This window comes from Blautia sp. MSK20_18 (assembly GCF_020553125.1).
Classification (GTDB): Bacteria; Bacillota; Clostridia; order Lachnospirales; family Lachnospiraceae; genus Blautia_A; species Blautia_A fusiformis.
In genome coordinates this window covers 1-21,999 of record NZ_JAJCGR010000032.1, presented here as the reverse complement: position 1 = coordinate 21,999, position 21,999 = coordinate 1, and the positions used below count along the sequence as shown (strand labels likewise).

Annotated in this window: 21 protein-coding genes, 2 pseudogenes and 1 riboswitch; of the genes and pseudogenes, 1 reads left to right on the top strand and 22 read right to left on the bottom strand. The window is 46.0% G+C overall.

Annotated features, from left to right (window positions below; translation table 11 throughout):
• Window positions 1–118: 118 nt before the first annotated feature.
• The 22 genes and pseudogenes from LI091_RS14630 to LI091_RS18660 form a co-directional block, all read right to left on the bottom strand.
• Complete coding sequence (locus LI091_RS14630; protein ID WP_015524689.1) at window positions 119–973, bottom strand: FAD/NAD(P)-binding protein; 855 nt, start codon at window positions 971–973, stop codon at window positions 119–121.
• On the bottom strand, window positions 966–2,003 hold the full coding sequence (locus LI091_RS14625; RefSeq protein WP_022426049.1) for a 4Fe-4S dicluster domain-containing protein: 1,038 nt from the start codon (window positions 2,001–2,003) through the stop codon (window positions 966–968). The genes LI091_RS14630 and LI091_RS14625 overlap by 8 nt, the downstream gene beginning before the upstream one ends.
• Window positions 2,004–2,006: 3 nt before the next feature.
• On the bottom strand, window positions 2,007–2,981 hold the full coding sequence (locus LI091_RS14620) for a 4Fe-4S dicluster domain-containing protein (protein WP_265191301.1): 975 nt from the start codon (window positions 2,979–2,981) through the stop codon (window positions 2,007–2,009).
• Window positions 2,969–3,412: a hydrogenase iron-sulfur subunit gene (locus LI091_RS14615; RefSeq protein ID WP_015524686.1), complete on the bottom strand. Its 444-nt coding sequence runs from the start codon at window positions 3,410–3,412 to the stop codon at window positions 2,969–2,971. The genes LI091_RS14620 and LI091_RS14615 overlap by 13 nt, the downstream gene beginning before the upstream one ends.
• On the bottom strand, window positions 3,403–5,391 hold the full coding sequence (locus LI091_RS14610; RefSeq protein WP_022426048.1) for a CoB--CoM heterodisulfide reductase iron-sulfur subunit A family protein: 1,989 nt from the start codon (window positions 5,389–5,391) through the stop codon (window positions 3,403–3,405). Before LI091_RS14610 ends, LI091_RS14615 begins: the two co-directional genes overlap by 10 nt.
• A 4-nt stretch (window positions 5,392–5,395) precedes the next feature.
• Complete coding sequence (locus tag LI091_RS14605) at window positions 5,396–5,785, bottom strand: 4Fe-4S dicluster domain-containing protein (protein ID WP_118063559.1); 390 nt, start codon at window positions 5,783–5,785, stop codon at window positions 5,396–5,398.
• Window positions 5,782–6,576, bottom strand: coding sequence for a CoB--CoM heterodisulfide reductase iron-sulfur subunit B family protein (locus LI091_RS14600; protein ID WP_044962411.1), 795 nt, complete (start codon window positions 6,574–6,576; stop codon window positions 5,782–5,784). The genes LI091_RS14605 and LI091_RS14600 overlap by 4 nt, the downstream gene beginning before the upstream one ends.
• Window positions 6,577–6,951: 375 nt before the next feature.
• Entirely contained in the window at window positions 6,952–8,391 is a 1,440-nt protein-coding gene (locus tag LI091_RS14595; protein WP_147603061.1) for a L,D-transpeptidase family protein, read from the bottom strand.
• Between the two features lie 216 nt (window positions 8,392–8,607).
• Window positions 8,608–9,852 (bottom strand): 3-isopropylmalate dehydratase large subunit, encoded by a 1,245-nt coding sequence (locus tag LI091_RS14590; RefSeq protein WP_021652999.1) that lies wholly within the window; start codon window positions 9,850–9,852, stop codon window positions 8,608–8,610.
• Window positions 9,853–9,871: 19 nt separating this feature from the next.
• Window positions 9,872–10,363, bottom strand: coding sequence for a LeuD/DmdB family oxidoreductase small subunit (locus LI091_RS14585; protein WP_021653000.1), 492 nt, complete (start codon window positions 10,361–10,363; stop codon window positions 9,872–9,874).
• A gap of 44 nt (window positions 10,364–10,407) precedes the next feature.
• The gene (locus tag LI091_RS14580; RefSeq protein WP_118071372.1) at window positions 10,408–11,658 is read right to left on the bottom strand and encodes a 3-isopropylmalate dehydratase large subunit; all 1,251 of its coding nucleotides are present in this window, start codon (window positions 11,656–11,658) and stop codon (window positions 10,408–10,410) included.
• Between the two features lie 3 nt (window positions 11,659–11,661).
• Window positions 11,662–12,144: a LeuD/DmdB family oxidoreductase small subunit gene (locus LI091_RS14575; protein ID WP_022426042.1), complete on the bottom strand. Its 483-nt coding sequence runs from the start codon at window positions 12,142–12,144 to the stop codon at window positions 11,662–11,664.
• Window positions 12,145–12,283: 139 nt separating this feature from the next.
• The gene (fliB, locus tag LI091_RS14570) at window positions 12,284–13,420 is read right to left on the bottom strand and encodes a flagellin lysine-N-methylase (protein WP_044962413.1); all 1,137 of its coding nucleotides are present in this window, start codon (window positions 13,418–13,420) and stop codon (window positions 12,284–12,286) included.
• A 139-nt stretch (window positions 13,421–13,559) separates the two neighbouring features.
• A complete protein-coding gene (locus LI091_RS14565; RefSeq protein ID WP_326928966.1) occupies window positions 13,560–14,942 on the bottom strand; it encodes an MATE family efflux transporter in 1,383 nt (460 codons plus the stop codon).
• A gap of 126 nt (window positions 14,943–15,068) precedes the next feature.
• Window positions 15,069–15,656 (bottom strand): collagen-like protein, encoded by a 588-nt coding sequence (locus tag LI091_RS18775; RefSeq protein WP_118368380.1) that lies wholly within the window; start codon window positions 15,654–15,656, stop codon window positions 15,069–15,071.
• A 122-nt stretch (window positions 15,657–15,778) separates the two neighbouring features.
• A complete protein-coding gene (locus LI091_RS14555; RefSeq protein ID WP_044960686.1) occupies window positions 15,779–16,858 on the bottom strand; it encodes a tetratricopeptide repeat-containing glycosyltransferase family 2 protein in 1,080 nt (359 codons plus the stop codon).
• Window positions 16,859–16,962: 104 nt separating this feature from the next.
• Window positions 16,963–17,613, bottom strand: coding sequence for an HAD family hydrolase (locus LI091_RS14550; RefSeq protein ID WP_021650403.1), 651 nt, complete (start codon window positions 17,611–17,613; stop codon window positions 16,963–16,965).
• Between the two features lie 15 nt (window positions 17,614–17,628).
• Window positions 17,629–18,102 (bottom strand): 6,7-dimethyl-8-ribityllumazine synthase, encoded by a 474-nt coding sequence (gene ribH, locus LI091_RS14545; RefSeq protein ID WP_006427673.1) that lies wholly within the window; start codon window positions 18,100–18,102, stop codon window positions 17,629–17,631.
• 29 nt (window positions 18,103–18,131) lie between these two features.
• On the bottom strand, window positions 18,132–19,349 hold the full coding sequence (locus LI091_RS14540) for a bifunctional 3,4-dihydroxy-2-butanone-4-phosphate synthase/GTP cyclohydrolase II (protein WP_118515669.1): 1,218 nt from the start codon (window positions 19,347–19,349) through the stop codon (window positions 18,132–18,134).
• Between the two features lie 18 nt (window positions 19,350–19,367).
• Window positions 19,368–20,021: a riboflavin synthase gene (ribE, locus tag LI091_RS14535; protein ID WP_265191299.1), complete on the bottom strand. Its 654-nt coding sequence runs from the start codon at window positions 20,019–20,021 to the stop codon at window positions 19,368–19,370.
• Window positions 20,003–21,130 carry a bifunctional diaminohydroxyphosphoribosylaminopyrimidine deaminase/5-amino-6-(5-phosphoribosylamino)uracil reductase RibD gene (gene ribD, locus LI091_RS14530; protein ID WP_129974986.1) on the bottom strand — a complete coding sequence of 376 codons (1,128 nt, stop codon included), beginning with the start codon at window positions 21,128–21,130 and terminating at the stop codon, window positions 20,003–20,005. Before ribD ends, ribE begins: the two co-directional genes overlap by 19 nt.
• Before the next feature lie 2 nt (window positions 21,131–21,132).
• Window positions 21,133–21,258: pseudogene (locus LI091_RS18660) on the bottom strand (DUF6783 domain-containing protein); the annotation flags it as partial.
• Here LI091_RS18660 and LI091_RS18655 point away from each other — a divergent pair.
• A pseudogene (locus LI091_RS18655) lies at window positions 21,208–21,444 on the top strand (DUF6783 domain-containing protein). The pseudogenes LI091_RS18660 and LI091_RS18655 sit on opposite strands and share 51 nt — an antisense overlap.
• A gap of 117 nt (window positions 21,445–21,561) precedes the next feature.
• Window positions 21,562–21,676, bottom strand: a riboswitch (FMN riboswitch).
• Window positions 21,677–21,999: the final 323 nt, after the last annotated feature.

The window sequence follows — 21,999 nt, the reverse complement described above, 5'->3', positions numbered from 1 at the left end:
AGCGCCGCTAAAATCGCTCCTAAAATGGGCATCTTAGCGAGATGGCTGTTCCACATGGCTGTGTACTGGCTATAACCAGCGCATATATTTGAAAGTTTCTTAAGGTGCAATCTATAACTTAGTACTCATTAGGTAATTCATCCACCTCATCACATCGGAATACTGGGCCGTCTTTGCAGACGTATTTGTCTCCGATGTTGCAGCGGCCGCATTTTCCGACACCGCATTTCATACGAAGCTCCAGTGTGGTATATACCTGATCTCTGGAGAAGCCCAGCTCTTCCAGTCCTGCCAGAACGAATTTGATCATGATCGGCGGGCCGCAGACCAGAGCGGTCTTATTGGTATCAAAACCAATCTCCTTCAGATAATTCGGAACAAATCCTACATGACCGTCCCAGCCTTCCTGCTCACGGTCAATGGTAAGATATACATTTACACCTTCTGTTTTCATCCATACTTCCTGGATTTCCTTAAGCTGCACCAGATCATCTGCGGAACGGGAACCATAGAGAATATCTACTGTTCCGTAATCCTCACGGTTATCCAGCACATAATTGATCACGGAACGAAGAGGTGCCAGACCGATTCCACCTGCGATGAACAGGAGATTTTTTCCCTTTAACTTATCTTCCACCGGAAAATGATTTCCGTATGGTCCGCGGACTGCGATCTCATCTCCAACCTGAAGGCTGTGGAGATAATCGGTAAGGGATCCGCATTTTTTGATGCTGAATTCCTGATAATCCTTTACAGTCGGAGAAGAAGTAATGGAAAACATACCTTCACTGACGCCTGGTGCACAGACCATGGCACACTGTCCTGGCATATGCTCGAAAAGCTTTCCACCCTCCGGAGCTTCCACACGGAAGGTTTTTACATCCGGTGTCTCCTGACGGATATCTGTGATCACGCCAACCTTGGGGATCAGCGTATCCAGTGTATAATTTTTATGACAGGTACATTCACTCATTCTTTTCACCTCCCTGTGTTTCAAAGGCCTTGATGACTTTTACGATATTTAAAGATTCCGGACATTTCTCCACGCAGCGGCCGCAGCCAACACAGGAGAACATGCCGTCATTATTTAACGGATAATAAACAAGCTTATGCATAAATCTCTGACGGAATCTCTGCATCTGGCTGGTACGGTTGTTTCCGTGAGCCATCATGGTAAAATCAGAGTACATGCAGGAATCCCAGCAGCGGTAACGGTGAACACCGTGCCCTGTATCGTAATCCTTAATGTCATAGCACTGACAGGTCGGACATACGAAGGTACAGGTTCCGCAGGCAAGACAAGGCTTGTACAGTTTCTCCCATACAGGAGAATTGAAACGGTCCATGTATTCTTCCTGCGCCCATCCTTCCAGTGAAAGATGTGTATATGGAAGAAGCTCGATAATACCACGGATTGCCTTCTTCTCCTCTTCTACCTTTGTCTCATCAGCATCTGCCAAAAGCTCCTTCACAGCTTCTGTCAGAGCATTTCCTTTTTCTGTGAGAGGCTTCCAGAAAAGTTCTCCCTCGATGATCCAGGCTGCAACATCTGCTTCCGGATCTGCAGCATCAATGCCAAATACTTTACAGAAGCAGCTTTCCTCCGGTTCATGACAGGCAAGAGCTACGATAGTTCCATGTTCTCTTCTTGCCTGGTAAAAAGTATCCACCGGATCCCCAAGGAACACATTGTCGAGAACTTTCACGCCCTGTACATCACAGGCTCTCATTCCGAATACGACAAAATTCTGGTCTTTCAGTGCCTGAGGCTCAATGCTGATATTTTTCCCATCTTTTTTACAGGTATAGAGATTTTCACTCTGCGGAAAGAAAGCATCCTTCGGTGATTTCACGGTTTTCAGTGTTTCAAGGGAAACTTCTGCATCCTCGCTCCATGCCTTGAAGTTCACCTGCTCACTTACCTTTACCGGTAAATATAATTCCTGGTCTGCGGCAATTTTCCGGAATAATGCCGGCAGATTTTCTACTGCGATCTTATACATACATTATCCCCTTTCTGCCACGATCCCTGGCTCTACATCCTCAAAGGTAAAGCTGGTAAGCGGACCCTTTGACTCCGCATCCTCGCCTGCCTGATACTCACCGTAAAACGCATCAATATCCTTGATAAACTTACGGTTAAACAGATGAAGGGGAATTCCCTGCGGGCAGACTCTGCTGCACTCGCCACAGTCCGTACATCTTCCGGCTACATGGAAGGCACGAATCACATGGAACATCTTTTCCTCAAAGGAATCCACATTTGCCTTCTGGGCGCTATCGAACTTGTTGCTGTCAAAAACGCATTTGCGGCAGCTGCAGGCCGGACATACATTACGGCAGGCATTACAGCGGATACATTTACTCAGCTCGCTCTGCCAGAATGCAAATTTTTCTTCCGGACTCATTGCCTCGATCCGCTCAACTTCTGCGAAACGGTCAGCGTCCTTTGTCTCCTTTGACTCACCGATCAGTTCATCGTAAATTTTATGCTCTTTTCCTTTACATACATGGCAGCGTTCCAGCATGGCATCTTTGTATGCACAGGTTTTTTCTCCGTAAACAGTATCCACAGTCAGTATCTCGGCATCTCCGGTAATCTCTGCTCCGGAAATTCCCCGGATACCCTTGATCCCCATTTTGCGGATCTTTTCAATATCCAGCTTTCCTTTACAGCCAACACCTACGATATAGGCTTTTTCTCTGTCCACACGATGCTCTTTCAAAAGCTGGTTAAAGCTATATGTATCGCAGGGCTTCAGACAGACCATGGTTTTTCCTTCCAGCTTGGAAGCTTCGATCATATACTTGCTTAAATTGGCACCGCAGAATCCATCATAAACAAAATCCTCCAGAGATTCCGGTGTTTCAAAATAGGCTGGTTCCGGATTAAAGGCAAGATCTCCGGCTTTCCACCCAAGAACCCGGGCTACCGTGCCATCTGCAAGCAGTTCCTTTGCACGTTTTATCAGCTCCTGCATCTTATATCCTCCAATCTCACGTTTTTACCAAGTGAATGGATCTTCTCAACAAACTCATTCATAGTCTGTGAAAATTTCACGCCCTCTGCGGCAGATACCCATTCCACACGTGTTCTTCCGTTTTCCACCCCAATGTAATCCAGCATTGAAAACAGAAGTGTCATACGTCTTCTTGCATAATAGTTTCCGGTACTGTAATGGCAGTCTCCCGGATGGCATCCGCACATGATCACACCATCGGCTCCTTTTTCAAAGGCACGGAGGATGAACATGGGATTGACACGGCAGGAACATGGAACACGGATGATCTTTACATCCGCCGGATAGCTTAAACGGCTGCTTCCTGCAAGGTCTGCTCCGGCGTAGCTGCACCAGTTACAGCAGAATGCCACGATCTTTGGTCTGAATTCTTCCTTTGTTTCTATCGACATATTGCATCCACCTCCGCGATAATCTGTCTGTTGGAGAAGCCCTGAAGGTCCATGGCTCCTGACGGGCAGGCTACTGTGCAGGCACCGCAGCCCTGGCAAAGTGCTGTATTGACAACCGCAACTCTTCTTGTCTCACGGATACCGTGATCGTTGACCTGTTTCTCCTCATAGGAAATCGCTCCGTAAGGACATACATTTGCACAGGTAGAGCATCCGTTACAGAGAAGCTCGTCGGATCTTGCCGTACATGGATTGGTTGTCAGCTTGTCCTTTGCAAGAAGCCCTATGGCCTTTACAGCCGCAGCTCCTGCCTGGGCAACTGTCTCCGGTATATCCTTTGGTCCCTGGCATACACCGGAAAGGAAAATTCCTGCTGTCGGTGATTCTACAGGACGAAGCTTTGCATGAGCTTCTGTAAGGAAATTGTTGGTGTCAATACTTGCAGTAAGCATGGTAGCGATCTTACGTACATCCGGATTCGGTTCAATGGCTGTTGCAAGAACTACCATATCTGCTTTCTTGAAGATCTGCTTATTATCAAGAAGATCCGAGCCCTGAACAAGAAGTGTTCCATCCGGCTGCGGAATTACTTTTCCTACCTGACCTTTGATGTAGTTTACGTTATACTGCTCAACTGCTCTTCTGTAAAACTCATCGAAGTTTTTACCAGGTGTACGGACATCAATATAAAATACCGTCACATTGGTATCCGGATATTTATCACGGATCAGCATGGCATGCTTAGCTGTGTACATACAGCAGATCTTGGAACAGTATGGCTTCCCGCGGTCATCGGAGCAACGGCTTCCAACACACTGGATAAATACGATCTCCTTCGGTGCTTTTCCATCGGAAAGGCGCTCAAGATGTCCTTTTGTAGGTCCTGCAGCATTCATGATACGCTCCAGCTCCAGAGATGTGATCACATCCTTGCTCTGGCTGTATGCGTATTCATCGTATTTGTCAAGCTTGATGGTATCAAATCCGGTTGCCACCACGATCGCTCCGTATTTCTGTGTTACGATCTCATCCTGCTGATCGTAATCAATGGCTCCTGCCTGACATACTTTGGAGCAGACACCACATTTGCCTGTCTTAAATTTCAGGCAATGCTCTCTGTCGATCACAGGAACATTTGGAATTGCCTGTGCAAACGGAGTATAGATAGCTGACCGGTTGTTCAGCCCTCTGTTGAACTCATTTGGAATCTTTTTGGAAGGACATTTTTCCTGGCAGACTCCACAGCCTGTACATTTGTCCATGTTGACACTTCGCGCTTTTTTGCGGATATCAACAGTAAAATCTCCTACAAAACCTGCAACTTTTTCTACTTCACTGTATGTATAGATATTGATCTTTTCGTGAGCTGCAGCCTCCACCATTTTTGGAGTAAGGATACATGCGGAGCAATCCAGAGTAGGGAAGGTTTTGTCAAGCTGTGACATTCTTCCGCCGATACTTGGTGTTTTTTCCACAATATCAACTTCATAGCCTGCATCGGCAATATCAAGAGCCGTCTGGATTCCGGCGATACCGCCTCCGATGATCAGGGCTCTCTTTGTAACCTGGCTTTCTCCCGGCTGAAGAGGAGCATTTAAATTAACTTTTGCTACTGCTGCTCTTGCAAGGATCACGGCCTTCTCCGTAGCCTCCTGCATATCCTTGTGGATCCAGGAACAGTGCTCACGGATATTTGCGATCTCCACCATATATGGATTCAGGCCGGCCTTTTCCGCTGCTTTACGGAAAGTTGCCTCATGCATACGCGGAGAACAGGAACAGACAACCACTCCTGTGAGATTTTTTTCACGGATGGCTTCCTGGATCCTGGACTGTCCTGCTTCGGAACACATATACTGATAATCTTCTGCATGGACAACTCCTGGCTCTTTTGCAATGATCTCCACAACCTTTTTCACGTCTACCGTAGCGGCAATATTACTTCCGCAATGACAGACAAATACACCGATTCTCTGCACTTTCTCACCTCCTGTATCTTCTGAATGCACTTACCAGCAGCTGCTGAGGAAGATCCGGATCAAGAAGTTCCGGGATCTCATCTGGTGAAAGATAGTTGCCACCTTTTTCCCGGACAACAAGCTGTCTTGCCCCGTCAATGATCTTTCCGGGTTTTACGTCTCTCGGACAGCGCTCCACACAGGCAAAACAGGAAAGGCATTTCCAAAGGGATGCTGAATTTACAAGTGCTTCGATATTTTCATTGATCACATAGGATACAAACTGATGAGGTTTGATATCCATCTCGTCAAAAGAAGGGCAGGTTGCGGAACATTTGCCGCATTTCATGCATTTTAAAGGATTGGTTCCACTGATCTCCTTTATTTTTTCCGCAGCAGAATGGTTATCTCTCATTTTGCCACCTCCTCTTTGACGCCAAGGGCTTCTGCCAGAAGCTCTGTAAAATAGTAAACCGGCAGTCTGTTTCCGGCATTTTTATTCAGATTATATTTGCACAGTGGACAAGCAGTGATCAGCATATCTGCGCCAAATCCGGCTGCGCTTTCTTCAATCTTTTCACACATATTCTGTGACATTTCTTTTTCTTTCAAGGATATATATCCTCCACAGCATTCATTTCTGTAAGGATAGATCACAGGCTCAGCGCCAAGGGCACGGATAAAATCCTCCATGATCCTTGGATTTTCCGGATCATCAAATGCCATGATCTTTCCAGGTCTCAGAAGCAGACATCCGTAATAGGCTCCGATCTTCTTTCCGGTAAAAGGATTTACTACTTTTTCTTTCAGTTTATCAAAACCGACTCTGTCCCGGAGAACCTCCAGATAATGGAGAACGGTTGTCTCTCCTTCATAGGGAGCTTCCAACTGCATATAATTGTTGGCTCTGGTCCGGATATCTTCCACATTTTTCATATCATCATTGACACGCTTGATCACATGATGACAGGCTGAACAGATCGTCACCAGATCCTGGCCTTTTTCTTTTGCCTGGTTTAACGCACGGACGGAAGAAAGCTTTGTGGCGATCTCGTCTGTGCCAAGCGGATAAACACCACCACAACACTGCCAGTCCTCGATCTCCTCAAGCTCAAACCCAAGGGCTGTGGCACTGGCTCTGGCATACTCATCCAGATCTTTGGCCTTTGTTCTCAGGGTGCAACCCGGATAATAACTGTACTTCATACCTTTCATTATCCTTTCTTAGTCTAAAATCTGACGTTTATAGTAGATATTCTTGTTCATATATTGTCTTTTTTTTAACGATACATGAATAAAAAAATGAAATCTCAACTAACACTTATTTGAGTTTTTTTATCAATTTGCACCCAAATAAAAGAGAAAAACACTCTTCCTCCGCAATTAAGAAGTGTATTAGCTCGATTTCCGAAATCATCATATCACGTTATTTCTGTTTCGACAAGGCTTTTTCGATATTTTTTTGTGTTTTTTTTAACGTACTTTTGAAAAACCTTATCATTTACGATCCTGCTTCCATGATAATTTTCATTTTCGGGCATAAAAAAAGCTCCGGATCTCTCCGAAGCTTTTTTGCTCCTATCAGTAAATAATGATCGGATAACCTGCATCAATGGTGTTATAGATCAGTGCTGCCTGATCCTTAGGCAGATTGATGCAGCCGTGGCTTCCGTTGGTTTTATAACGGTTCCCGCCAAAGGATGACTGCCAGGATGCATCATGAAGTCCCTGCCCGTAGACAAAAGGCATCCAGTAATTAACCTTTACGTTGTATCCATACTCAGAGCTTGACAGATTATAGGGACTTGCTTTGTATGCGATCGGCCATGCACCACGATATGTTTCACGCCCCTTCACCGGCTTACCACTGACAATATCTGTTTCCGTCACAAGGCTTCCGTCCTTATACAGCCACAAATGCTGTGCATCCAGACTGACCTCTATGTAACTGCCTGCCAGATCGTCTGTTCCGTTTCTCTGGTATCCTTTTTTGCTGTAAACAGGCTCTCTTGTTACAGCAGTACCACTTTTCAGGTCTTCCAGAAGCTGCGCATATTCTCCGTCCTGATCGATCCGGTATCCGTACTCATTTCCCTCAATGGTCACATCCGTTCCCGCAGATGTATGAAAGGTGCGGGGAACATAAATGGTATTGTATTTGTTGGCAAGCTCACTGATGTAGGCTTTAATGGCTTCTTCATCTAAAGTCAGCGTCTCCCCCTCAGCCTTCAGCCAGGATGTGATCGTATCGGAATCCAGAACAGCCGTTTCACTTCCGAATGTATAAGTTACTGTACTGCTGCGGTATTTCTTCAGCTGGCTGTTCAGGTCTGTAATCTTATTTTTCATATCCTCTGTTACAGTGACCGTCGGGCTTACATACACATGCTTGTTGATCGGTACTGTGATGGTATCCCCAAGCAGAGCCGTATCAAATGCTGCGTTCAGATTTGTGTCCACGGTAGTCTCCAGCTTATCCGGATCGATTTCCGTCCCCTGTACCTGTTTCACAAGGGTGAATTCTTTTTTCTCCTTATCGTACTGAATGGCTGCATCAACAGAAGCTTTTCTTTCTTCCGTACCGAAATTTGAAAGATCGAGAGCCTGCTTTTCCTGCTCCTCATCTTCCTCGATCTGACATTCCGGTTCTATATTTTCTTCCTTTGGAAAAAGCTTCCGGCTCTCTTCCCGCTGTTTCTGAATTTCTGTAAGCTTACTCAGAAGGGCTTCTTCATTGAGACTGTAGCCCAGCTCTTTCAAAGTAGTACTGTAAACTTCCTGATCATTTTCCTGAAAGGATACCGGACGATCTGCAAATTCCGCAGTGATCTTTTCTTCTGCCTGCTTTGCATCCAGTCCGGAAACATCCACTCCCCATATGGAAATCTTCCGTCCCAGCGTATTGTGATCTGCCAAGTATGTATAGACAAATAACCCTGCCACTGCCAGGATTGTTACGCCAATGCAGATCCCAAGTATGATCTTCAGTGTCTTTTTACTGATGGTTGATCTTTTCTCCATACCCTTATCCCTCGAGTCTTATGTAATATATGTTATGTTGTCACACTGGCTGTTATTATAATACAATAAATCCCATTTTCTGTAAAAATGACTTATCCCGGATCCTTCTGATCCGGTAAAAAAAGACAGACTGCCACTCCTCGCGAAAATCTGTCCTTTCATACGTTTCTTTTTTATGTTTCTGTCAGCAGTATTTCCGAACGGATCTTCTGCTGCTTATTCCGGCATTACGATCTTACCTGCGATCGCACAGGCTGCTGCAGTTTTCGGAGATGCCAGATAGATCTGAACCTTGGAAGTTCCCATACGTCCTAGGAAATTACGGTTGTTGGTTGCCACAACCTTCTCCCCGTCTGTCAGGATTCCGCCGGTTCTTCCACAGCAAAGTCCGCATCCCGGATGTGTGATGATGGCACCTGCCTCAGCAAGCGTATCCAGAATACCAAGTTCAATGGCCTGACGGTAGATCTTGCGGCTTGCAGGAGTTACGATCAGTTTTACAAAGTCTGCAACTTTTTTGCCCTTCAGGACTTCTGCTGCTGCCATCAGATCTTCCAGACGTCCGTTTGTACAGGAACCGATAAATACCTGATCGATGGTCTCACCCTGAAGCTCGCTGACATCACGGATCTTGTCCACCTGTGACGGACAAGCCATAACCGGTACAAAATCCTCTGCCTTATAAGTCATGGTCTTCATATAAACGGCATCCTCATCGCCTACAAGACTCTTCTGGAACTCATCAAGCTCTGTCTCACAGTAAGCGGCAGTCTTCTCATCCGGTGTGAAAAGTGCACATTTTGCACCTGCCTCGATCGCCATGTTTGCCATGGTCATACGACTTGCCACAGACATGTTCTCAATGGTGCTTCCGGAAAATTCCAGTGCACGATAAGTTGCACCATCTGCACGAAGGTCGCCAATCAGGCGGAGGATGATATCCTTGGACATCACATTCTCCGGAAGTTCTCCGTCGATCACAACCTTTATGGTTTCCGGAACCTTGATCCACATGGTTCCTGTTCCCAGGATGCTGGCCATCTCTGTGTAACCGATGCCGGAAGAAAACGCACCGACACATCCATAAGTCGTGGTATGGCTGTCTGTACCAAATACAATATTACCGGGTTTAACATAACCTGCCTCAGTCATAAGCTGATGACAGATACCGTCACTTCTGTGTACGTTTTTCATGCCATATTTAGCTGCAAAAGCATCTCCCACATGGAAATGTCTGGTATCATCCTGCTGACTTGCCGGTACAAGATGGTCATAGATCAGAACAACCTTGTCCGGATCCCACAGCTTCTGAAAGCCCATCTCCTCAAATTTGTCCGCTACAAACGGAATAAAGATATCATGGATCATCACTCTGTCAACATTGACCGTCACGATATCGCCAGGCTTTACTGCTTTGCCTGTGTTATGTCTGATAATTTTCTCAATGATCGTCTCACCCATTATTTCTCTCCTTTCCGTCTTAGTCCAGACCGTTCAGTTTGCGCATGGCTTTTACAAGTCCGCCAGCCTGAATAATATCCATCAGATTCTCCGGAAGAGAAGCAATCGGGTACTGTTTTCCGTTATGGTCTACATGCTCGTTCATCACAACTGTAACTTCATCTCCCTCTTTCACATTGTCGTGAAGATCCGGCTGTTCGATAAGAAGAAGGCCGTTGTTGATGGAGTTGCGGAAAAAGATCCGTGCAAAAGATTTCGCAATAACACACTGTACGCCCAGTGCTTTAATGATCTCCGGTGCCTGCTCTCTGGAGGAACCGCAGCCGAAGTTCTTTCCTGCTACAATAATGTCACCTTTCTGGATCTGTCCTGCCAGCTCCGGGCGAAGGGGACTGAATCCGTACTGTTTCATATCGTCAATGGTTTTCAGCGCCAGATACTCGGTCGGAATGATGATATCGGTGTCAATATCATCGCCCAGTACCCACACTTTTCCTGTAAATGCTTCCATATGTATATTCTCCTGTTTATTCCTGAATATCTTTTCTGAGGTTTTTATACTCTGTCTGCAGTTGCGATCTCACCTGCAATGGCAGATGCGGTAACCGTTGCCGCAGATCCCAGATAAACCTTGGAGCTCGGATGTCCGGCACGTCCCTTGAAGTTACGTGTTCCGGTGCTGATAAGAACCTCGTTCTCACCGATCACACCCTGGCAGCTTCCCCAGCATACACTGCAGTTCGGGTTCATCACAATAGCGCCTGCTTCCATGAAGATATCAATCAGGCCTTCTTTTAATGCCTGGCGGTAGATGGTCTGGCTTGCAGGAACGACCAGGAAACGAACGCCTTCTGCAACTTTTTTACCCTTGATCACCTCTGCGCCTACACGGAGGTCTTCAATACGGCCGTTGTTACAGGAGCCAAGAAATGCCTCGTTGATCTTGATGCCGCAGGTTTCCTCAGCCGGAACTACATTGTCAACGAAGTCCGGTTTCGCTACAACCGGGCGTACTTTGGAAAGATCGAAGGTGTACTCTCTTGCGTAAACAGCATCCGGATCGCTGTGATATACAGCTTTTGGTTCACGGCCATGCTCTTTCAGATATTCCAGAGCCTTGTCATCTGCCTCAAAGATTCCGGTCTTCGCACCGGCCTCAACAGCCATGTTGCAGAGAGCCATACGGTCGCTGATGCTTAATGTTTTGGCGCCTTCGCCGGTAAACTCCATTGCCTGATAATTACATCCGTTTGCTCCGATCTCTCCGATAATGGTAAGGATCAGATCTCTTGCATAAACACCCTCAGGAAGTTTCCCTGTCAGGTTGAATTTCACAGTTTCCGGTACCATAACCCAGGAAGTTCCGGTTACCATTCCATAAAGAAAGTCTGTACATCCTACACCAGTACCGAAAGCGCCAAGTGCTCCATAAGAACAGGTATGGCTGTCTGCACCAAAGATCAGCTGTCCCGGACGGACATAATTCTCGATCATGATCTGATGACACACGCCTTTTCCTTCCCAGAAATCAATGTTGTTTTCTCTTGCAAAATCTCTCATTTTTTTCTGGGATGCTGCTGTTTTCGGGCTGTCAGACGGTACATTGTGGTCTACGATAAATACCAGTTTCTTTGTATCTGCGATATGTGGATTTTTTAATTTGTTGTTGTACATGTCAACAGTCAGATGTGTGGTTCCGTCATTGCTCATCAGATGATCCAGCTGAACTGTATAGATATCTCCGGGTTTTACACTGTCCACTCCAGCCGCTGCCGCGATGATTTTTTCTGCGATCGTCATTCCCATCTCTTATTCCTCCTCACGGTTCAGAGAAGCGATAAGGCCGCCCTGATTCAGTATATTCTGCATGTATTCCGGCAGTTTTGTGCAGGAATAAGTCTTACCATTGGCAACAGCAGTTCCCTCGGACATATGAAGCTCCAGGGTATCTCCTGTCTTCACAGCATCCGGAAGATCCTTACAGACAATTGCCGGAAGTCCGATATTAATGGCATTGCGGAAAAAAATACGGGCAAAAGATTTCGCAATAACTGCCTTTACTCCAAGTGCCTTAAGAACACCCGGTGCCTGCTCTCTGGAGGATCCGCATCCGAAGTTCTCTCCTCCAACTACAAAATCTCCCGGTTTAACCTTTTTGGAAAAATCCGGATCCAGTGATTCAAATGTGTGGCCTTTCATTTCATCCAGATTCGGCAGAAGCAGATACTGGGATGCAATGATCTGATCGGTATCAAGGTCATTATGAAATTTAAAAATTGTTCCCTTATCCATAAAACAAGTTCCTTTCTGATCGTTATCCATTTCAGGGCAGTCATTCCTCCGCTGCCCTATTCGTCCTATATTCTAACACAAAACATCATATAATTAAAATGTATATTTTTAATACTTAATATAACTTTAAGTTATAAAGTCATTTCCCTGTGATCAGCGCAAAATATCCCCACTCCCACAGAAGCTCTTCAAAACTGTTCTCAAGATATTCCCGGATATCGTCTTCCTCATATCCGGTCATTCTGGAGATCACTACCATATAATCCCGGAGTGTTTCGTAGGGAAGAGATCCCCGTCCATCTTTCTGCCACCGAAGAAAAACAGCCTGGCGGATGGTGGCATATTCCATACCGATCCACTGCATATGGACCAGGGCATCTTCCAGATCTCCCTCCGGTGTCAGAAGATCTGAATATACTTCGTTGGCAAGAAAGCTCCGGAGAAGGTCTTCATATACACGAAATTTCCGATAAAAATCCTCCCGGGCTTCCACCAGTTCCTTTTCCTCATATTCTTCGGACAATTCCTCCGCAAGTTCCATCACCGGCTCCAGATATTTCCGGTAAAGTCCCTCTTTCCGGTAATTTACAGCCAGGTCCTGCAAAAGTTCATTGCATTCGTCCATGGTATCCAGAACAGGCAGCTCTATTTCATTAATAGCATGTTCCAGTTGGCGAATCGTTTTCTCTGAAAAATAATCTTCCACAAGCTCTGTGGTAAGCGGCATGTTCCAGTGAAGTTCCTTCAGAACATAAAAACTTTCAAGAAGGATTTCCTCCGGTGTTTTTTCAGGATCCATTATAAGATCCATAACCTTCCGGCGCACAAGAAAAAGCGGCTGTTCCTTTTCTTTTGGAGTTTCCGGAAAAGCGATTCTTTTCTTCCCCTTCCAGATGTCCAGGACAGCCGGGCAACAGGGCATCATGGTCGCTTCCTTATGATCCTGAAATTCATGGATCTCCCTTGGAAAAATCTGGCAGGTCTCTGAAAGCATCGAATCCCCATAAGCACTTACCAGATAGCACAGTCTGTTCTTTGCAAGAAAAGGACAATCGTGCTCTTCCGTCATCTTCATGATCCGGCTGCCGTCCTTTTTCATGGTATAGGCCTGCAGGCAGCTTCTGTGTCCGGGCACCTCTGACGGCGGCTGGATGGTTTTCCAGTTTCTGTAGGTTTCATCATCTATGTTGATCTTCCATTCCCTGCAGCAGCTGATGGTGCATTTGTCTGCAATACAGGTAAATTCGTCGTAATAATCAGGTTTTAATAATTCCATGTTTCCTCCATATTCTTTATTTTCCAGCTCCAATGTCTCCTGTTTGCAAAATGGACATGAGTTGACCTGTTTTATTTTCCCCGTAAACACAGAAAAGCGGAATTCTATCCGCTTTTTCTGATATTCTGTGTATTCGTTTTTATTCTGCAGTCTCTCCCAGAAGCTGCCTGTGAACTTTCCGCCTTACAAACCAGAAACAGGTCACCTGCATGATGATCGTAAGGATCCAGGATGCCGGATAAGAAATAAACAGTACTTTCAGTGATCTGTGAGCCGGGAAAATTCCGAAAATCCACACAATTCGAAGGCCGACCGTTCCGATAATAGACAGGATCATCGGCACACCGGAGCGTCCCATTCCGCGCAGTGCTCCCGGAAACAGATCCATCTGTCCGCAGAGGAAATAGGTAACTGTGGTATAGGCAAGAATCTCCATTCCGCATTGGATAACCTTAGGGTCTTCCGTATAGATCTTCAGAAGCTGCGGACCGAAAAAGTATGCACCACAGCCCATGGCAAAGGATACGACAAAGGACAGGATCATACAGTCAACAAGCACCCGGTCCATACGTTTCGGTTTTCGCACACCATAATTCTGACTGGTAAAGCTCATGCAGGCCTGGGTAACCGAATTCACGGACACATACAGAAATCCAAAAATATTATTGGCTGCTGTATATCCTGCCATAGCAATGGAACCAAAGGAGTTTACAGAAGACTGAAGAAGTACATTGGAAAAATTGATCACTGTACTCTGGATCCCGGCAGGCAGTCCCACCTGGAAGATCTGCTTCAGGTACTCTCCCTTTATGGACAGTTTTGAAAAACGCAGCTGATAGCTTCCCTCTGTCTGATACAGACACCGAAGGACAAGAATGCAGGAGATCAGCTGAGAGATCACCGTTCCGATTCCCACACCGGCCACGCTTAAATGACACACGATCACGAAAAACAGATTCAAAAGCGCATTGGCACAGCCGGAAATGATCAGAAAGACCAGCGGCCGCTTGGTATCTCCCACAGCACGCAGGATCGCCGCACCATAGTTATACAGCATAAAAAACGGCATTCCCAGGAAATAAATACGCATATAAAGAGTAGAAAGATCGATCACATCGTCCGGTGTATCCATCAGTTCCAGGCAGATTCTGGCAAAGATCACTCCCAGAACTGCCATGATGATCCCGCTGATCAGAGCCAGCAGGATCGATGTATGTACTGTTTCTGACATTTCTTCATCCTTACCGGCAGCATAAAATCTGGCTGCCAGCACATTGGCACCAAGAGAAATCCCGATAAAAAGGTTGGTAAACACATTGATCAGTGCGGTAGTGGAGCCTACTGCCGCCAGCGCCTCACTTCCGCTGAAACGTCCCACTACCACGATATCCACTGCATTGAACATCAGCTGCAGGATACCGGACAGCATCAGCGGCAGTGAAAACGAAATCAGCTTGTCCATGATCGACCCATTACACATATCGATCTCATACTTGTTTTTTTTCACGATTTCATCCCCCATGTTCATACTTACATAAGAATATTATAGCACCTTTCATCGGAAAGCTACAATGAAATATTTTTATGGAGAATATGCAGCGGCTGCATAAAATACGCAGCCGCACAGTAACGTGTGTTTATCATTTCACTATCTTTCCAGGAGTCCTGCATCACGAAGGTTTGCAAGAAGTGCATTAAAATCCTCCACAATATCATCTACCGTTGTTGCATTTCCAACAGCAGCTGCCGGGGTTACTGTTCCGGCAGGGCCGGTGGCTCCTGTTGCTCCTGTTGGACCTGCTGGACCCGTGGCTCCGATCGCACCAGCCGGACCTGTTACCCCCGTCGTTCCCGCTGGACCCGTGGCTCCTGTTGCTCCTGTCGCTCCCGTTGCTCCCGTCGGACCTGTTACTCCTGCAGGACCGGTGGCTCCTGTTGCTCCCGTCGGACCGATGACTCCCGCTGGACCCGTTGCTCCAGCCGGGCCCGTGGCTCCCGTATATCCCTGTATTCCCGGTTCCCCCTGCGGTCCCTGAGGACCCATAGGACCCGGAACTCCCGGACAGCCTCTGGGACCGGTTGGTCCTGTAGGTCCCACAGGGCCTGGGCAGCCTCTTGCTCCACATCTGTCACATCCACAGGAACTATGATTTCCATAACAGGACATACAGGACAAATCCTCATGACTGTCCTGCTGCATTTCCATTTCCTTACGTTTTCGATGCCTGAACAGCATTCTTCGATCACCTCATAGGAAAATAACTTTCCCTACAGTATATGACAACAGCTTTTACCTGTGCATAGGATCCCCGCAAGCCTGTACCCTGCCAGGAAAATATAATAAATATGTCTTTCATTTTATGACAGACCATATTTTTCCCGGAAATATTTCTGGTCATACAATACTCCCGGATCTTCCGGCTTCAGTTCCATCGCTTTCTTATGAAAAAAGAATGCCTGCTCCGGGCATCCCATTTTATCATAACAAACGCAAAGCTGCATATATGGCACAAATCCATGACACTCAGCCATAAAAAATCCACCCTTTTTCTTATCTGAAGGCACAGTGAGCGCCTGCCCGTACCAGTAGGCAGCCTGTCTGGGAAGCTCTCTTTCCAGAAAAATCTTTCCGACCTCACAACAGATTTCCGCCCTCGGCACATCCATAGTCAGGCTGTACAGAAAAGCTTCCAGTGCGTACTTTTTTTCTCCCATTTTCCGGTAACACTGTCCAAGTACAAAACAGGCATCGATCTTATTTTCCAGCCATCCGGGCGGATTTTTCAGGAACTCCACCAACACAGCCTCTGTCTCCGGATAACGCTGATGATAATACAGTTCTCTCCCATAATAAAGCTGATGTCTGGGTTCCAGCGTTTCTCCTCCTGCCAGCATTTTTTCATAAATGCGAAGATTACGGTCCGGATCACCTTTTCCACATTTCCGGTGCCGGATCACCACATCTGAATAAATGATATTTCCCTCCGGAATCACAGTTTCATGAACTGCCCCATTCCATCTGAAATTTCTGGATGTTTTCATTATCCGCTCCCGAAAATAAGAAAATGTTGTTCTCCCGCTCTGGTCAAACCCTGCCGCATATTCCATCATTACAACATCTGTTCCGGGATCCAGAGTTTCTTTAAGACTCTTCAGTTTTTCCAGATTTTCTTCATCCAGGACATCATCCGCATCCAGCCACATCCAGTAATCGGTGCGGACTTTTTCCAGAAGAAAATTACGCGGAGCAGAAAAATCATCACACCAGGGAAAATCAAACACCTGCGACGTATACTGCTCCGCGATCTCTTTTGTTCTGTCTGAAGAACCGGTATCTGCGATCAGGATCGCATCCATCACCTGAGAAACCGGCTTTAAAATTCTCTCAAGAACTGCTTCTTCATTTTTTACGATCATACATAGACTGAGGGAAATCATATTTCAGGATCCTTCGGATTTTTATAATATTTATGCCGTTCCCGTCAGTCCTATGCCTTCTGTCAGTGTACAGCTTCTGCTTTCGGATAAAGCTGAGCTCATCCTCATATCACCAACTGTGGTATATCCTCTATATGTTCTGCAAGACGATCTGCTCCGTTCAGCTCCCCGCTCTCACCATATCCATACAGGCATCCTATAAATGGGCTTTTGCAGGCTCTGGCACATTCCAGATCCTGCCTCCTGTCTCCGACCACCAGATAAGGGCCTGTATATTCCCGGATGATTTCCTGCACAATTTCTGTCTTTGGACGGAATCCATACGATTCGCAGTCATAAAAATGATCGAACCATCGTTCCATCCCAAATTCCTTCCAGTGTGCCTCACGATAGGATGCTTTACAGTTACTTAAGATCACAAGATGATATCCCCGGTTCTTCAGGGCTGTAAGCATCTCCTCTGCTCCCGGATACCACACTGCCTTATGCTTCCTGATCTGTCTGACCATCAGTTCTCCTACCATCCTGCTTGCCTGCTCTTTATAGCTCTGATCCAGCTCCGGCAAAAATGTATTCCACATCTCCTTACTGTTAAATCCCAGCCAGCCGGCAATTTCCGCCGAGCCTATCTCCCGTTCTTCTGCAGCCTTCTGTTCTGTCAGCCACTGATAGGTTTCACGAAATGCCGGTTCATAGATTCCAATGGTATGATGGATCGTTCCATCATAATCGAATATGATTGTTTTTGTCATCATTTATTTCCCTATCTATTAGAGCTGCTTCATCAGATTGACCATCTCGATCGCAGATAACGCACAGTCATAGCCTTTATTTCCCGCTTTGCTTCCTGCCCGCGCAATAGCCTGCTCGATATTCTCAGTCGTGATCACTCCGAATAAGACCGGGATCCCTGTTGCAAGTTCAACCTGTGCGATCCCCTTGGCAGATTCATTGCACACCAGATCATAATGTGAAGTATCTCCACGAATGACAGCTCCCACGCAGATAACTGCATCATATTTTCCTGACTGTGCCATTTTCTGTGCTGTAAGCGGAATCTCAAATGCTCCCGGCACCCATGCTGCAGTAATATTCTCTTCTTCTACTCCATGTCTTACCAGTCCGTCGACTGCCCCTCCCAATAATTTATTCACAATGATCTCATTGAATCTCGCTGCCACGATACCAACCTTCATTCCCTCCGGTGCTACTACTTTTCCTTCTACTAAATTGATCTGTCTCATTTTTTCTTCCTCCTGCTATTTGCTGTTTTTTATAAATTTATTTCTTTAAAAATATGACCCATCTTTTCCTGCTTCGTCTTCATATACTTCCGGTCATACTTTTGTACCGGAATCTCCAATGGTACTCTCTCATTGATCTTCAACCCGAATTCGCCAAGCCCATAGACTTTATCCGGGTTATTGGTCAGTAATCTTAATGATTTCACACCAAGGTCTGACAGTATCTGTGCCCCAACCCAGTACTCTCTGAGATCCGGTGCAAACCCTAACTTCACATTAGCCTCCACGGTATCATATCCCTGTTCCTGAAGCGCATAGGCTTTGATCTTATTGATCAGTCCGATCCCTCTGCCTTCCTGTCTCATATACAGAATGATCCCTCTGCCTTCCGCCTCTACCTGGCGCATCGCTGTCTGCAGCTGCAGGCCGCAGTCACATCTGAGCGATCCGAATGCATCTCCTGTCAGGCACTCCGAATGTACACGGCAAAGCACATCCTCACCATCTCCTAGATCACCTTTTACCAGTGCCAGATGATGCTCTCCTGTAATGTCATTGATATAGCCATACATTTTAAAATCACCGTACTGCGTTGGGAGGTTTGCAGCTGCTTCCTCCTTTACATGCTTTTCATGTATTCTTATATAATCCTGCAGATCACGGATCGTAATAAATGTAAGGTTATGCTCTTTTGCCATTTCCCATAGCTGTGATGTACGCATCATAGTGCCATCTTCTTTCATAACTTCACAGCACACGCCGCATTCTTTCAGTCCGGCAAGTCTCATAAGATCTGTTGTTGCCTCCGTATGGCCATTTCGTACCAGAACCCCGCCTTTTCTGGAAATAAGCGGAAACACATGTCCCGGTCTTCTGAAATCCTCCGGTTTTGACTGATCATCCACACACTTCATAATGGTATAGGAGCGTTCTGCCGCAGAGATACCGGTGGTTGTATCTGCGTGATCCACTGCCACGGTAAATGCTGTACTGTGATTGTCCGTGTTCTCAGCAACCATCGGCGGAAAATTCAATCTCGCCGCAATTTCTGCACTCATCGGTGTACAGATAAGACCCTTTGCATAAGTCGCCATGAAATTAATATTTTCCCGGGTCGCAAACTCTGCCGCACATATCAGATCTCCCTCATTTTCTCTGTCCGGATCATCTGTGACCAGAACTATTTTTCCTTCCTTAAGATCCCTAAGTGCCTCTTCAATTGTGTTGTACTGATAATTTTGTGACATAGTGTATATCCTCCTGTTCTAAAACCCGAATTCTTCAAGAAACTCCATCGTAATTCCGGATTCTTTTTTCTCTTCTTCATTTTTTCTGATGCCAAGCAGTTTTTCTACATATTTTCCGATCACATCATTTTCCAGATTAACCAGATCCCCCGGCACCTTTTCCAAAAGGTTGGTTTCTTCTCCTGTATGTGGAATGACCGACACCTGAAAACCAGCTTCATCAACCCTTGCAACTGTCAGGCTGATCCCATCAATACAAACGGATCCTTTTTCCACGATCAGATGCAAGATCTGTGGCGATGTCTCAATTGATACCCAGATGGCATTTTCTTCCCGGAGCATGGAACGTATCACTCCAGTCCCATCAATATGGCCGCTTACTATGTGTCCCCCGAACCTGCCATCTGCAGCCATTGCACGTTCCAGGTTTACCTGGCTTCCAGCTTTGCAACTGCCAAGACTGCTTCTTCTGATCGTCTCTGCCATCACATCGGCAGTAAATCCGTCCGGCTGGATCGACGTAACTGTCAGACACACACCATTCACAGCAATACTGTCACCGATTCTTGTCCCTTCCAGGACTTTCCGGGCTTTCACTGCCAGGATCCCTGATTCTCCTGTCAGCTGTATATAACGGACTTTTCCTTTCTCTTCTACGATTCCTGTAAACATGATTCCTCCTGTTTTTTCTCACACACCTGACATCTTATCCGGATGTCCTCACCGATCTGGCAGATATCTATATATTTCAGTTCTACTGCTTCAGACGGGAATTCAACTCCGATACCTTCTACCGGTGTCTTCCCGGCCACACCACCAAACAGCTTTGGTGCCACAAAAGCCTGTACTTCCTTTACAATTCCGGCTCGCAGGGCACTGTCATTTAACGTACCGCCTCCCTCCAGGAGGATGCTGTCAATACCCCTGTTTCCAAGATCTGTCATCAGCTTCTTAAGGTCTATCTGATCCTTTTCATCCGGACAGTAAATGGTCTCAACTCCCATGGTATGTAATATTTTTATTTTTTCTTCTGTATTTTTCTGATCTGCATAAGCCACGATCGTCCGGTACTTTTCCGCACTTTTTACGATCTGACTGTCCGGCGGGATCCTGAGCTTACTGTCGCACACAATCCTGACAGGACTTTTCCAGCCTTCTACCCGGACGTTCAACATCGGATCATCTGCAAGCACAGTTCCAATACCTGCCATGATCCCCATGTACTGATGCCGCATATGCTGTACTTCTTTTCTTGCCGCTTCTCCGGTGATCCATTTTGATGCTCCTGTCTTCGTTGCGATCTTCCCATCCAGTGTCATGGCATACTTCATCACCACGTATGGGGTTTTCGTAGTAATATAATGGAAAAACACCGGATTCAGCTGATCACATTCTTCTCTCATAAAATCTTCAACTACTGTTACACCGGCTTCCCTTAACATCTGTACACCTTTTCCTGCCACTTTCGGATTCGGATCTCGGGAACCGATCACCACTTTTCTGATCTTCTGTTCAATGATCGCTTCCGTACATGGAGGTGTTTTTCCATGATGACAGCAAGGCTCCAGCGTAACATAAATCACCGCACCTTCTGCTGGTTCTGTGAGGGAAGCAATTGCATTACGTTCCGCATGAAGTTCTCCATACTTTTTATGATAGCCTTCCCCGATGATCCTTCCGTCTTTTACGATCACTGCCCCTACCATCGGATTGGGATTCGTCCAGCCTTCTCCTTTTTTGGCCAGCTGAATCGCCCGAAGCATATATTCCTGATCCGTCATTTTTATTCCTTCTTTCTTATTCCTGTTCTTTGTCTAGAGCGTGTTTGAAAAAGGCTTTCTGCAAGATGTGCGTCACAATTTGTGGGAGATTTTGTCCGGATGAGGGCGCCGTAGCGGGCTACGGCAACTGAATTCGGGCAAAATATACCGCAAAGTGGGGCGTGCAGATTGCAGGAATGATTTTTCAAACACGCTCTGGTACGCCGAGGCTTTTAGATCTGTGCAATCGGATTCACAGACAAGTGAGTGGTATATTTATTTCGAAAACGATGTACCAGATACAAAAAAAACCTGCAGAAATATCTGCAGGGTAGAATTGATCTGTTACATATGATCGATAAATGAATGTCTGATTCCCTATATAAAAAGCTCTGAAATGGATCACCATCTCAGAGCTCTGATACTACATTCATTCAAAAAATCAACTGTACTATCATCTTCTTCCATCCAGACTGTACTGTCGGCCCCGGAATCTCACCGGATCATGCCTCTCGGCTCGCGGGCTTTACCGCCGGTAGGGAATCTCACCCTGCCCTGAAGATATCTTTTTGTTTATTTTAATACTTTATCTGTTATTTGTAAAGCGAAATTTTTATTTTACTCATTCCATGCGGAATATTAGTTACTGGCAGGCAATCGTCGTATTACTATTCTCAGGCTTTGGTTGACAAACAGGCACGCAGGCAATGACCGATGGCCAGCACACAGAGCCTGTGCCTTGGAAGATGAATTTTTTTATCTGCAGTTTACTATTGCTTTTTGGGCAGCAGCAAAATCTTTTTCTAGTACATAAATACATGTTGTTTCATTCTTATGATCAATTCCCGATGCAAAAGTATGATAAAAAATCAAGAAAAAAAGATTATTGA